The sequence below is a fragment of the Brenneria roseae subsp. roseae genome (assembly GCF_003115845.1).
Classification (GTDB): Bacteria; Pseudomonadota; Gammaproteobacteria; order Enterobacterales; family Enterobacteriaceae; genus Brenneria; species Brenneria roseae.
The window spans coordinates 1-13,767 of record NZ_KZ819035.1; the positions used below are offsets into that span (position 1 = coordinate 1).

General features: G+C 52.9%; 11 protein-coding genes, 1 tRNA gene and 1 rRNA gene. 3 read left to right on the forward strand and 10 right to left on the reverse strand.

The window, feature by feature from the left end; genetic code table 11:
* Nucleotides 1–58: 58 nt before the first annotated feature.
* Nucleotides 59–134, forward strand: a tRNA-Thr gene (locus tag DDT52_RS16770).
* A 37-nt stretch (nucleotides 135–171) separates the two neighbouring features.
* A 5S ribosomal RNA gene (gene rrf / locus DDT52_RS16775) occupies nucleotides 172–287 on the forward strand.
* Between the two features lie 167 nt (nucleotides 288–454).
* On the opposite strand, the gene pssA is transcribed toward rrf, so the two are convergent.
* The 4 genes from pssA to trxC all read right to left on the reverse strand — a co-directional run bounded on the left by pssA (nucleotide 455) and on the right by trxC (nucleotide 5,945).
* Entirely contained in the window at nucleotides 455–1,810 is a 1,356-nt protein-coding gene (gene pssA, locus DDT52_RS16780; RefSeq protein ID WP_136157376.1) for a CDP-diacylglycerol--serine O-phosphatidyltransferase, read from the reverse strand.
* A gap of 167 nt (nucleotides 1,811–1,977) precedes the next feature.
* Nucleotides 1,978–4,626 carry a bifunctional acetate--CoA ligase family protein/GNAT family N-acetyltransferase gene (locus tag DDT52_RS16785; protein ID WP_136157377.1) on the reverse strand — a complete coding sequence of 883 codons (2,649 nt, stop codon included), beginning with the start codon at nucleotides 4,624–4,626 and terminating at the stop codon, nucleotides 1,978–1,980.
* Nucleotides 4,627–4,676: 50 nt separating this feature from the next.
* A complete protein-coding gene (locus DDT52_RS16790) occupies nucleotides 4,677–5,375 on the reverse strand; it encodes a tRNA-uridine aminocarboxypropyltransferase (protein ID WP_136157378.1) in 699 nt (232 codons plus the stop codon).
* A gap of 150 nt (nucleotides 5,376–5,525) precedes the next feature.
* Nucleotides 5,526–5,945, reverse strand: a complete 420-nt coding sequence (trxC, locus tag DDT52_RS16795; protein ID WP_109055689.1) for a thioredoxin TrxC — start codon at nucleotides 5,943–5,945, stop codon at nucleotides 5,526–5,528.
* A gap of 241 nt (nucleotides 5,946–6,186) precedes the next feature.
* Between trxC and DDT52_RS16800 the strand changes: the two genes are divergently transcribed.
* Nucleotides 6,187–7,347 (forward strand): tRNA/rRNA methyltransferase, encoded by a 1,161-nt coding sequence (locus tag DDT52_RS16800; protein ID WP_136157379.1) that lies wholly within the window; start codon nucleotides 6,187–6,189, stop codon nucleotides 7,345–7,347.
* A 211-nt stretch (nucleotides 7,348–7,558) separates the two neighbouring features.
* Here the strand turns inward: DDT52_RS16800 and emrB are convergent, their stop codons facing one another.
* From emrB to DDT52_RS16830, 6 genes are all read right to left on the reverse strand, one after another.
* Entirely contained in the window at nucleotides 7,559–9,094 is a 1,536-nt protein-coding gene (emrB, locus tag DDT52_RS16805) for a multidrug efflux MFS transporter permease subunit EmrB (protein WP_136157380.1), read from the reverse strand.
* Nucleotides 9,095–9,111: 17 nt separating this feature from the next.
* The gene (emrA, locus tag DDT52_RS16810) at nucleotides 9,112–10,290 is read right to left on the reverse strand and encodes a multidrug efflux MFS transporter periplasmic adaptor subunit EmrA (RefSeq protein ID WP_136157381.1); all 1,179 of its coding nucleotides are present in this window, start codon (nucleotides 10,288–10,290) and stop codon (nucleotides 9,112–9,114) included.
* Between the two features lie 274 nt (nucleotides 10,291–10,564).
* Nucleotides 10,565–11,080, reverse strand: a complete 516-nt coding sequence (gene mprA / locus DDT52_RS16815; RefSeq protein WP_136157382.1) for a transcriptional repressor MprA — start codon at nucleotides 11,078–11,080, stop codon at nucleotides 10,565–10,567.
* A gap of 173 nt (nucleotides 11,081–11,253) precedes the next feature.
* Nucleotides 11,254–11,583 (reverse strand): L-valine transporter subunit YgaH, encoded by a 330-nt coding sequence (ygaH, locus tag DDT52_RS16820; RefSeq protein ID WP_136157383.1) that lies wholly within the window; start codon nucleotides 11,581–11,583, stop codon nucleotides 11,254–11,256.
* Entirely contained in the window at nucleotides 11,580–12,380 is an 801-nt protein-coding gene (locus DDT52_RS16825; protein WP_247595576.1) for an AzlC family ABC transporter permease, read from the reverse strand. The genes ygaH and DDT52_RS16825 overlap by 4 nt, the downstream gene beginning before the upstream one ends.
* A 43-nt stretch (nucleotides 12,381–12,423) precedes the next feature.
* Entirely contained in the window at nucleotides 12,424–13,632 is a 1,209-nt protein-coding gene (locus DDT52_RS16830; protein ID WP_136157384.1) for an MFS transporter, read from the reverse strand.
* Nucleotides 13,633–13,767: the final 135 nt, after the last annotated feature.

Consider the following 13,767-nt stretch of genomic DNA (forward strand, 5'->3'; position numbering starts at 1 on the left):
CCCGAAGGGTGGATCATGAAATGATCCATAAACTGCCAGGCATCAAACACTTAGGTGCGCTGATATGGCTCAGTTGGTAGAGCGCACCCTTGGTAAGGGTGAGGTCCCCAGTTCGACTCTGGGTATCAGCACCAGTAATTGGGTTAAAGTTTTCGGCTTAAAAAGAATTTACCTGGCGGCAATAGCGCGGTGGTCCCACCTGACCCCATGCCGAACTCAGCAGTGAAACGCCGTAGCGCCGATGGTAGTGTGGGGTCTCCCCATGTGAGAGTAGGGAACTGCCAGGTTTCAATAAAAGCAAAAGGCCATCCTTTATCGGATGGCCTTTTGCTTTTCATGTATTTTATACCTGATCATTACCGTACCGTTCTTTTGCTGTTTTCAAACTATAACCGTCTTGGAATATAAAAAAGCCCCGGAATTTCCGGGGCTTTTTTATTGTATCGCGGGAGTATCAGAGAATTCGGCTAATCAGTCTGTCTATTCGAATACGGCGCAAGCGTCGAATGAGTTTGCGGACTTTTACCGGATATTGCGCAATACTTTCCAGTTCCATATAGCTTTTGACGACCTGAGTATGGACTCTGATGCTATCCAACTCTTCCTGGCGCTGCGCTAACAGAGACTGTTTGGGATCGTGAATTAATATGGCATTTTCCAGATCCAGACGCCAGGCGCGGGGGTTGAGGTTATTACCCGTCAGCAACTGCCATTTATCATCTATCCACATGCCTTTCAGATGGAAGCTGTTATCACCATCTTTCCATAATCTGACCACGAGCTGCTGATCATCAATATAGCGCTGTAGTCTGCTCAGGAAGCGGCGCAAGTTGATTTCATAAAGATAAGGCAATGCGCCGATGATTTTGAAGGGCTGATCTTCCGGAATATAAAAGTCATTGGCGGTCTTATCGCCAATAATGATTTCGACTTTCTTCCCTTCTCGCAGTAAACGGATAATATTCCGAACCAGCAGGGCCGGGAGATTAAAATACGGTGTGCACATCACCAGATGGCTGTCTGTGCAGTACATCAAATGGTGAATAGTTTTGTTCAGCGGGCTCTGTTTACCCAAACCAACCAGTGGCGTAACGGTCAGTTCATCGCTGGTGACATTGCAGTCGGGGGTTTTATAGGCCGTTGTGCGCAATGCCTGACGAAACTGCTTAGTCTCGTTTTTAATTTCCAGACTTCTGGGACGATCTACGCGATCCAGACGTTGGATCGCCGGAGCCGACAGAATGGTCTGGATATACTGAGCCATGGTATCAGCCAGTAACGGGTTACGAATCACCTGATAGCGATCGTAACGATACTTGTCATGTTGATGCAGATAGACGTCGTTCAGGCTGGCGCCGCTGTATATGACGGTGTCATCAATGATGAAACCTTTCAGATGCAGCACACCTAATGCTTCGCGGGTGTTAACGGGCACACCGTAGATCGGGAACTGGATATCCGCATATTTATGTGCCATGTCGCAATACCAGTCAGCGTTGGTATTCTCTGCCGCTGCCCCTATCCGTCCACGCTGGGCACGATGCCAGTCAACCAGAATGCGGATGTCAAGTTCGGGACACTGCCGTTTAGCCTCATATAACGCAGACAATATACCCATGCCGCCATCGTCTCGCTCAAGATACAGCGCCACCAGATAAATGCGTTTTCTGGCACTCAGAATAGCGTTTATCAGCGTTGTGCGAAAAAGTTCAGGTGTGTAAAGTGTCTGAACATCATCAGCTGTCTGAGGGATTTTTGGCAATTGTGCAAGGTGTTGTTGGTATTTATTGCGTTTAAATTTTGACAACATCACAGTGCGTTTCTTCTCTCATCAGTGTATGACCCTAAGGTCATCATCAAAAGTTAAGGAATAGCCGAATCGGGCGATAATACCATTACTTTCTAGCTGTTGTGAGCAAGTTTTACCATTGAGTGGCAGATCATTACCTGACGCGGGAGCTGAATCACGAAGCATGATTAATTTTTCAACGGCAATTCCAGCGCCACAATGCCCTCTTCCAGTTGCACATCAATGTTAAAACCCAGTTTCTTTGCCAGCGTAATCATGCCCTGATTATGTGGCATGGTGATACCATTCAGACGTCCCAAACCGTGAGTCTGTGCATAATGGATGAGCTTTTCCAGCAATCGCCTGCCCAAACCCAGCCCTTTTAAATCTGAGCGTACCAAAACAGCGAATTCAGCATTGGTATTGTCGGGGTCTGAAATTGCGCGCGTTACTCCGATTATCTCCGGCCCTTCCTCTGTCTGGCGTATAGCAATAAACGCCATTTCTCGATCGTAGTCAATCTGAGTCATATTGGCTAAGTCTTCATGATTAAATTCATTAATTTCGCTGAAATAACGGTAATAAAGGTCTTCTTTCGTCACTTTGGCAATGAATTTACTCAGCAGGGGTTCATCTTCCGGAAGGATGGGTCGGAACAGGCAGGCGGTATTGTTTTTTAGCATCACTGTCTCTTCCAGCTCCTGCGGATAGGGGCGAATCGCCAATCTCGACTGCGGATCTCCGCTGAAAGGCTCCAGATGTAGTGTGACATCCAATAATGTAAATTCATCTCCTGAAGCAAGCAGCGGATGAATATCCAACCGGGAGATTTCGGGGCAATCAAGAACCAGGTTGGAAACCTGTACCAGCAGACGGCTGAGTGCCGGGATATCCAAAGGCCGTAACGCACTGCTGCCGCGAATTTTACCGCCTTTGACGGCCTGTAGTACCAGATAACGCGCCAGCGTCATATTGAGCGGCGGCAGGGCGACAGCAGCTTGTTTTTCACGCCATTCAACGCCGCCTTCCCCCAGCATAATCAGCGGCCCAAATACGGGGTCCTGTTCAACCGCAATACGCAGTTCCTGAGCGCCGGCCCGGTTGGCCATCCCCTGAACCAGCAGGCCGTGAATTCTTGCCTGAGGATAGGTGCGCTTGACGCGATCGAGGATAGCGTCTGCCGCCTGCTGAACTTCTCTGGCCGTTTGCAGGTATAGCATAACCCCCTGCACTTCAGACTTATGGGGGATATCGGGGGAGCGTAGCTTGATAGCGACCGGATAACCGATTTGTTCCGCGATATGCACGGCTTCCGCACTGTCGCCGGCAATCCAGGTCGGCAGCGTATGTAAGCCGTAGGCTTGCAGGATGGGTTGAACCTCATGCGTATCCAACTGGGTGACGCCGTCTGACAGCGCCTGATGAATCAGTTCATGAGCCTGACTGGCATTGATGGTCAGGTCCTGCGGCAGAGCCGGCGTTTCCATCAGTTGTTTTTGGTTACGGCGGTACTCGACAATATGCATAAAGGCGGTGACGGCGCCTTCCGGCGTGCGGTAGGTAGGAATGCCTGCTTCGTTGAATAAACGCCGGGCCTCCAGCGAGGAGTATTCACCACACCAGTTTGTCAGCAGCGTAATTCGTTTGCCACGCGGGTGCTGTTGAAACAACTTGATCAACTGTTCGGCGCTTTCGGTGCCTGGCGCCGCCGCACTGGGAGCATGAATAATCAGCAGTGCATCAACGTCGTCGCTATCCAGCAGGATTGATATCGCATCCTGATAGCGTGCCGCCGTGGCGTCATCACGCAAATCGATCGGGTTACCTATGGTGACATACTCCGGTAACTTTTCCCGCAGCAGGTATTGAGTGGATTCGCTGAGTACGGCAAGTTTTCCTTGTCGGCTGAGTAACTGGTCCAGAGCCTGTGCGGCGGGGGAAGCCCCGTTACTGACAATCAGCAGACGTTCGCCGCGCAATGGCCGCAGGTGGCTCAGGGTTTCCACGGCTGAAAAGAGCTCATGGGTATCCCGCACCCGTAGTAGACCTGCGCGTTGAATCGCCGCATCGTAGGCGGCATCCAATCCGTGGCGCTGGCTGGTCAGTAGCCGTTGCGCCTGCTGGCTGCGCCCGCTTTTTATCACCAGAATCGGTTTGTTTCTCGAGGCGCTGCGTGCGGCCGAAAGAAAACGACGCGCATCGCTGATGTGTTCAAGATGCAGCAGAATCGCACTGGTTTTTCCATCTCGCGCCAGAAAATCGAGCAGGTCATCGACATCAATATCCAAACTGTCGCCCAGCGCGACGAAGTAGGAAAATCCGATACCTCGTTGCTGAGCCCAATCCAGAATCGTGTTGGAGACGGCGGCGGATTGGGAAATAAAGGCCAGTTTGCCTTTCATGATGGGAACAGGAGAGAAGCTGGCATTAAATCCTTGCCAGGGAGCGAGCAGACCCAGACTGTTGGGGCCCAATAAACGCATATTGTAGCGAACTGCGCAGGCTTTCAACTCGCTGAACTGTGACGGTGGCGCGGAAAGAATAATGACGGTTTTACAACCGCATTGTCCCAGTTCTTCCAGCAGCGTCAGGTTGCGGCTGGCGTTGGTGCAGATCACCGCCAAATCGGGCATTATTGGCAGGCTGACAACATTCGGGTAAGCCAGAACACCGCAGACGGCGCGATATTTGGGCGTAACAGGAAGCACCGGACCGCTGAAGTTACCGTCCAGCAGGTTTCTCATCATCAGAAAACCTGCCCGTCCCGCCTTTTCCGACGCGCCTAAAACCGCTATCGACTTAGGACGCAATAGTGCTTCCAATCCGCGCTGGCTCATAAGTCACTCCTGTAGGATAAGACTATTTGATACTAAACGTTTTCCGCCAATTATGCTGTGACGATGGGTAAAGTTTCCCGCAAGGTATGATGCGACTTCCCGGCCAGATAATGTTTTCTGAAACGGTCAAAGTGTGCAGATAGGCCATTTGCAGCCATGTCGTCCCCGGCTTGCGCGAGTAGGGCGATCGCAATTTCGGCGGTGCAATGCTGCCCGGCGCTGCTGGCTTCACGCAGCTGGTAGCGAGAGAGTGCATCCACATTCAGCGACAGAATAGGCAAGGCATCCAGATAAGGGCTTTTGCGAAACATTTTGCGTGCTTCCGGCCAGGTGCCGTCCAGCAGCACAAACAAAGGCGGTTTCCCTTGGGACGGTAACTGGCGCAAGACCTGGCGTCCGCTTTCCTCGTCGTCGGCCAGAAACACCAGATAAGGTTGATAATCCGGGTTGCTCAACGCGGCCAGCAATTGCGGATCTGGCGCTGTTCGCGACCAGAGAAAGGCCTGTGTGTCCGGTAAAATATCGGCGATTAACCGTCCGGTATTGCTTGGCTTTAGCGGTTCGGTATCAAACATCACCAGACAAAAACGGCTGCGGGAAGTATAGGGTTGAATGGTATGGCACAGGCAGGTGGGGACCGGCAGCAGGCAGCGTTGGCAGCGCACCACGCGGCAACCACGGGCGCGAAACGGTTTGGTTGACTGCTCAAGACGTTGCTGGCGCAGTTGAAGGACGGCGTTATTGATCATGAAGTTTGGGACGCTATTGAGTGTTGCCGAAAACCAGCCACATTTTTTCGGCCATTGTGGGCAAAACAGATTCAGAAGGATATCATTCTAATCGACTCAGCATCCGACCAAAAGATCCGGGGCCATAATGCCCCGAATTTCGGCTATTTTTTATAACGATTCATCCAGCCAGGCTTCAAAGGGAGCTTTAGGCAGGGCGCCGCCGAGAATATCCACCAGTTCCCCCTGTTTGAACAGCATCAGGGTTGGGATGCTGCGAATGCGGAAGCGGGTGCTGAGCTGTGGTTCCGACTCGGTATTCACCTTGATAAAGCGTATTTTTTCGCTGCGTTCTTGGGCGACGCTTGCAAACACGGGCGCAAAGTTGACGCAAGGTCCGCACCAGGGGGCCCAGAAATCGACAACAACCGGCAGATCGTCCTGTAGCAGTTTATCCAGCGTCGCTTCTGTCGCGTTCACGACTTCGCCTGTGAACAAGGGGTCTCCACAGCGTCCACATTTCGCGTGGTCATCGATACGTTCTTCAGCCAGGCGATTTGTTGTATGGCAGGATCCACATACCGTATTCATAATAAGGCCTCAGAGAAAAAGGGGCTAAAATAAAGGTGTTATTGATAAAGCATGTTGCGGGTAAGCAACGAAAGGTCAACAACATGTTACTTAATGGTGAATTAAGTATGGCGGGCAGGGGCGTGGTCAACAACGTGGTTTGCTCAATAGCTACAATAGCTGCTGGCTTTTACGACAAGCTGGTAGCTAAGCGGGTGTACATAAGGTAATCTTCGCGCCCAGCGCGTAGGTGGAGAGAACAATGAGCGATTCATTCAATAGTAAGAGCGGCAAAGTCCGTGTGATGTACGTCCGTAGCGATGATGAGGGCGATAAAGATAACAAAAACAAGCGTCCAGAAGACAAAGATCGCCGCGGTGGGAACGGCGGTGGTCGGCGCGATGGGAGTGGTTCACGGGATAAGCGTGACAAACCCCAGCATCCTCGTGATACGAATCCGCGTTATGCCCGTGAAAACCCGTCACGTGATGGTGACTCACGTGAAAAAAGCCCGTGGGGCAAAGAGCGCAACGATCGTGGCAGCGAGCGTCCTCGCCGCCCGCGTGACGAAGGCGGTATTTCCAATGATTCCCCATGGAAAACGGTTTCTCGTGCCCCTGCCGACGAGTCTGTGCCGGATCACGGCGGCATCAGTGGTAAAAGCCAGATAGATCCCGCCCAAATCCGTCGCCAGCGTCAGGAAGAAACGCGGGTGTATGGCGAGAACGCCTGCCATGCGTTGTTCAAGAGCCGTCCGGATGCAATTGTTCGCGCGTGGTTCCTACAGGAAGTTACGCCACGCTTTCGTGAGGCGCTGCGCTGGATGGCGGCAAACCGTAAAGCCTATCACGTCGTTGAAGATGAAGAGCTGATCAAAGCATCGGGTACGGAGCACCATGGCGGCGTTTGTTTCCTGATTAAGAAGCGTCAGGGTATGGATGTGGGTGAATATCTGCAAACGGCGGGCGAAAGTGATTGCGTGCTGGCGTTGGAAGATGTGGGTAACCCGCATAACCTCGGCGGGATCATCCGCAGTTGTGCGCATTTTGGCGTGAAAGGCGTGTTGATTCAGGATGCGGCTCAACTGGAATCGGGCGCGGCAGTTCGCACCGCTGAAGGGGGCGCTGAGTATGTTAAAGCGATCAATGCGGATGATTTCCTGTCGGTATTGGACGAATTCCGCCGTGCGGGTTATACCATTGTGACCACCTCCAGCCATAAAGGTACGGCACTGTCGAAAACCACGTTCCCGGCCAAGACGGTGATTGTGCTGGGACAGGAAAGCGATGGCCTGTCTGATAGCGCATGGCAACAGGGGGACGTCAATATTTCGATCGACGGCACCGGTAAGGTTGAAAGTCTGAATATTTCTGTAGCGACGGGCATTCTGCTTTCTGAATGGTGGCGGCAGAAACAGGCTTGATGAAGCCATAGTAAATTTGAAGTCATAGTAAATTGAAGAGGCGTCCTTGGGATGCCTCTTTTTGATCCAGCCTCGGGGCCTCGCAGAAAGTACCGCAGGTTTAGCCATGTTGGTACGGCGGTGAATCTTTGTGTCAAAGGACGACTGATCTTTTCCCCTTCAATCCGATCTGCATGACCTGTCTCCGGGGAAAATGCGTTTTATCGGCGGCTCAGTGCGCGCCTCCTCCTCTGCCTCCTGAGGTAAAGGGCGGGCGGGCAAACCACACCAGCACCAACAGCACCAGAAATACGCCGGCGGCGGCCCAGAATATTTCATTGGCGGAAATAATCAGCCCCTGTGCGGTAATCTCTTGCGCAATGTAGGCGGAAGCCTGAGATTGACTCATTCCCATTGCCTGTAACTGCTGATAGGTTTCCTGCGCTATCGGATTGTAAGGCGTCACCGATTCCGTCAGATGAGCATGGTGTAAGGATTCACGCTGCGTCCATAAGGTTGTGGTGATGGATGTACCGATCGAGCCTGCCAGCGTTCGGGTAAAGTTCGACAGGCTGGACGCCGCCGCCAGACGTTCAGGTGGTAATCCCGACAGCGTGATGGTCGTCAACGGCATGAAGAAACACGCCACGGCGAACCCCTGTACGAACTGCGGCCACGCAGATGCCCCAAAATCCATGCCTGGCTCAAAGGTGTAGGCGCGCCAGTAAAAACAGACGGCGTACATGATAAAGCTGAACGTGACCAGCTTGCGCATATCCAGACGCGGCGCGAACCGGCCAATGATCGGTGACAGTACCACCGGCATTATCCCCACCGGGGCTGATGCCAGACCGGCCCAGGTGGCCGTATAGCCATAGACCTCTTGCAGTAATTGCGGCATCAGAACGATGGCGCCGAAATAGAACATATAGGCCAGACTGATACACAAACAGCCGATGGTGAAATTACGCGATTTGAACAGTGACAAATCCACGACCGGGTGATCGTCCGTGAGTTCCCAGACGATCAGGAAAGCCAGGGCGACGACGGCAACCACCGTCAGGACAACGATCTCGTTGGAGTTGAACCAGTCGAGCTCTTTCCCTCTGTCGAGCATCATCTGAAGGCTGCCGATACCGACAACCAACAGAGCCAGCCCAATGGTATCAATGGGTTTGATTTCTGTTTTGGTTTCCCGTCCGCGCAGGGTTTGCAGGGTGATAAGGACAACGGCGACACCGAGTGGAACGTTGATGAAGAAGATCCAGCCCCAGTGATAGTTGTCGCTGATCCATCCCCCCAGAATCGGGCCGCAGATCGGCGCCACAACCACGGTCATCGACCAGAGCGCCAGCGCAATGCTGCGCTTGGCCGGAGGATAGTTACTGAGCAACAAACTTTGTGACAAAGGGATAAGCGGTCCGGCGACAATACCTTGCAGGACACGGGCAAAAATCAGCATCTCCAGGCTGTTGGAAACACCACACAGCCAGGAGGTCAGCGCAAACAAGGCGGTGGACCAGAGAAACAGGCGAACCTCGCCGAAACGTTTGGCCAGCCAGCCGGTAATCGGAATGGAAATCGCGTTAGCGACCCCGAACGAGGTAATCACCCAGGTGCCCTGTGAGTTAGATGCTCCCAGATTACCGGCGATAGTCGGAATGGCCACGTTGGCGATGGTGGAGTCCAGTACCTGCATGAACGTTGCCAGTGATAAGGCAACGGTCATCCAGGCCAGGCTGGCTCCCTTAAGCGGTTCTCTCGGCACGTTTATCTCCTGACAGATTAACCCGCGTTAGCCTGGATGATGCTGCTAATCATTTGGTTGACTGGCGAGAGATCCAGCGACAGGGCGTCACTGGTATAGGCTGGCGCCCCGCGTGGCGTTTCGGACAGCGCTTTACCGTCTCTGTTCGCGGTATCGACGTTAACCAGTGCTGACAAACCGATACGCAACGGATGTGCGGCAACCTGTTGTGGATCCAGCTCGATACGTACCGGCAGACGCTGAACAACCTTGATCCAGTTACCCGTGGCGTTTTGTGCGGGCAGTAACGAGAACGCGCTGCCGGTTCCCATGTCGAGACCGACCACCTTGCCCTGATAAACCACATCATCGCCGTAGATATCGGCGATAACGGTAGCCGGCTGGCCGATACGCATATTGGCGAGCTGCGTTTCCTTAAAGTTGGCGTCAACCCACAGGTGATCGGCAGGGACAACGGCCATCAGTGCGGAAGTGGTGGAAATACGGGCCCCCACCTGAACGCTGCGGCGCGACACGTAGCCATCAACCGGACTAACGATTTTGGTCCGCTGCAAGGCCAGCCAGGCATCACGCATTTCTGCGGCGGCCTGTTGTACCGTTGGCTGCTGTTCCAATGCGGTATCCATCACCATAGCCTGATTGGCAAGGTATTGCTGTTTGGCCACTTCCAGCGACGCTTTGGCGCTGGCGACGGCATCCCGGGCGTGCTGGACTTCTTCACGGCCAATGGCGTTAGCGCTGCCCAGCGCCTCCCGGCGGTTTAAGTCGCTTTGCGCTTTGTTCAATTCCGTCTGGCGCAGCTCAATATTGGCCTGATACTGCTTGCTGTTAATAATCAACTGATGCGTTTGACGCACGCTGCTGGCGAGTGCGGTTTTCGCTCGTTCAAGAGCCTGCTGCGCATCCGTCGGATCCAGTTCGACCAGTACGTCGCCCTGTTTAACAAAGTCGGTATTATCGACATTGACGCGGGTCACGCTGCCGGTTACCTGTGCCATCACCTGAATCTGATTACCGGCGATATAGGCATCGTCGGTGCTTTGGTGATGTCTGAGGATCAGGAACCAGTAAATAAACCAGGCGGCGCCGAGCACAACAAAGATAAAGGTCATCAGCGTCAGAATCTGTTTGCGCTGCCTTTTCTTGTTTTTCCGCAAAATCTGTTGAGGTGCCTGATTTTCCACGTTTTCACTCATGGGGTGCTCTCTTTGTTCTCTTTTTGCCGGATATCGCGATTGCTACTGCTGGCGATAACCCTGTCATGGTTAATGTTGCGCATCACGCTGCGGTTATACGCCGGAATGTCGATGACTCCGGCAACAAATCCGTTGTTGCGTTAACCCGCCGCAAAGTGGCCCGAAAACGCAAATTGATATTTTCTACAGAAAACACCGCCCCCCGATGAAATAATCATTGGGAAGTACCAGAGATAATGGGGGTAAGTGGTGTCTTGTTTTAAAAACTAACTGGTTACAGGTCTTTTATTTCGTCCATTTCATCCAGTCGGGTCAGCAGCTTGCGCATCAGGGTTTCCAACTGTTTTTGTTCGTCGCCGCTGAGCGTTGACCAGAGAAAATGGAGGCTTTTATGTTGTGGAGGAAGCAACCGATCGAGGAACGCCTTGCCTGCTTCCGTCATGTGTAAATGCAGGCAGCGGCGGTCACTACTGCTCTCACGTCTTTCTATCCAGCCTCTTTTTTCCAGATCGTCGGCAATGCGGGTGGCATTGGTACGGGATGAGCCCAGTGCGGCACTGAGTTCAGAAGGTTGAATACTGTAAGATTCTTGAGATTCCAGCGTAATTAGTGCCATAAACAGGGTTTCATTAATCCCTTGTTCTTTAAGCATTCTGTTTCTGTGTTCCAGAATTTTGGTCTGCATGTGCATACACAAACGCAGCAACAGCACTTCCTGATGAGGGAAATCAGGTTTACGTGAAGCTCGCAGACTCAGCATTTTTTCGATGGGGGTAAATGAACTATCCATTTTATGTGCACCTCATTAATCACGGCCTGCATAGTAACTAATGTTACTAAATAGGTAAATGAGAAGCGTGATTAATTCTGTGTCAGAAAGTAAGCAAAATGGCTCAGAAAAAGGAATCTAAATAAAATTATTCATTTAATATCATATTGTTATGTTTGCTTTTTATCAGTGTGTCAAAATAATTTAAACGCAATGCCATAGCACAAGGCGCCGAGCAGAGTGGAAAAAACGATACTGCGGGTTTTATAAAAGCAGAAGGTCAGCGTTGCGAACCCAACCAGCGTCGGCAGTAGTTTTTCGTTGTGGGCGAGAATGTCCGGTACGCTGGAAACAATCAGCAGGGCACAAATTGAAGCAATCCCAATGCTGTCCAGCAGCAAGGCGGCTTTGCCGCGTTGCAACGTGCCGGAAGCGCGAGATGAACCCAGCCGCAGCGGCAAATAACGAAAAAGAAAATTAACCAGACCAACCATCAGACCGATCAGAATAACTTGTGTGCTCATGGTGTTACCTGCGAAGGGGCGATAGGTTGGAAGAACGCGGCCAGACAGCCGCTGCCGATACCGATGAGTATCGCGGCCGGAATGGAAGAAATCAGCAGGCCTAACAGTGCGCCGCCCAATGCGCTGGCGACGATAAGACTCTGGCGGCGTTTAAATGAAGCCAGTAAAAAGCTCAGAAACAGGGCGGGCAGCATAAAAGAGAGCGCGGCCTCTACGGCAGGGTAATCATTCAACGGACCATTGCCGAAGAAGGCGCCGATAACGGTTCCGGCCACCCACGAAAGCCAGGCGCACAGCGCCACGCCCAACATCCAGTTTTCCGACCAGCGCCGATTATTACGTGCCAGGCGTGTGGTGGCCGCGGCAAACACTTCATCAGTCAGACCGAACGCCCACAGCGCCGTTTTACCGGTTGGCAGTCGTTGCAGGATGCGGTAGCGTAATGCGGGGCCATACAGAACATGCCGGATATCCATCGCCATAACGGTCAGGGCGGCAACCCAGATTGACATGCCGGCGCTTAGTAGCGCGGTAATGACAAACTGACTGGCGCCGGCATAGATGATGCAGGACAGAAAAATCCCTTCCAGCGGTGTAAAGCCCAGCTTTACCGCGTTCATGCCAAAGGCAAAGGCGACAGGGACATAGCCGATAACGATGGGTAAACTGTCAAATACGCCTTCGCCGAAGGATGCGCTGGCAGGGGCTTCTGATGAGGCCAGTATCTGCTGTTCTGATGTATTCACGGTATCCACAAAGTTGGTGACGGTTTTAAAACCCGACAGACCGATAACCATATCAAAGCGTTATCAGTATTTCACGTGTCTTCAACATGTATGCTTATTGTTCGGCGGGAGCGACTGCGCTCTGGCGTTCATAGTGGTGACCTTGCCACCAGACCAGCAGGTTCAACAGACTGGTAATACTGCCTGCCGCACACACGCCCAGCCAGCCCCAGTGCTGATAGGCCGATGCGGAAATCATCGATCCCAACGCGCCGCCAATGAAGTAGCTGGTCATGTAACCGGCGGTCAGGCGGTTACGTGCTTCCGGCATCATTCGATAGATCACGCTCTGGTTAGTGACATGGACCCCTTGAACGGCAAGATCCAGCGCGATGATGCCGATTAACAGCGCGATTACCGACTGAATACCAAAGGCGACAAATAGCCATGACAGCAATAACACCAGCAAACCGGCGATAGTGCTTTGCCGGGCTTTGCCTTGATCGACCAGACGCCCCGCGCGTGATGCAGCCAGCGCGCCCGCGGCGCCGACCAATCCAAACAGGCCAATTACGCCTTCGGAATAATTGTAGGGCGGAGCGGCCAGCAGAAAAGCCATGGACGTCCATAAGATGCTGAAGTTGGCAAAGGAAAAACAGCCCAGCAGTGCGCGGGTGCGCAAAAGTGGTGTCGTGGCAAACAGCCGGAAAATGGACGCTAACAGCTGCGGATAGTTCAGCGTGTTTTCCTGACGGATTCGCGGCAGAGTACGCCAGAGTATCAGTGCCATGATCGCCATCAGTGTGCTGGCGACCCAGTAGACAGTGCGCCAACTGCCCAGTGAGGCCAGCGCGCCTGCGACCGTTCGGGCCAACAGGATACCGAGCAGCAGACCGCTCATGATGGTGCCGACGACCTTACCCCGGGTTTCCGGCGTTGCCAGCGTTGCCGCGAGCGGAACCAGAATTTGCGCGACGACGGAGAACAGCCCCGTTAACGCGGTGCCGGTAATCATCAGCCATAGCGTGGTGGAAGAGGCGGTAATCAACATCCCGCCCGCGGCGAGCAACGTCATGCCGACAATCAGCGTCCGTCGTTCAAACATGTCTCCCAGCGGAACCAGAAACAGCAAACCCACGGCGTAGCCGAGTTGGGCGGCGGTAACGATAAAACCGGCCTGATTGACGGAGAGTTCAAATGCTCTGGCGATCGTTTCCAGCAACGGCTGGGCATAGTAATTACTGGCAACGGCGAGACCGGTTGCGATAGACATGATAAGAGTCAGAGACAGGCTGAGACCCGGCTGTTTCGGCTGAGATGGCATAGTTTACGGTAGTTAATGTAATGTTAATAATGCTGATCGTTGCGGATAGTATCAAACAGCTGATGACGAGATGCCAGAAGATATTGAGGCTATCGTGGGGACACGAAAAAAGGCGGCAAAGCCGCCTTTGATGAT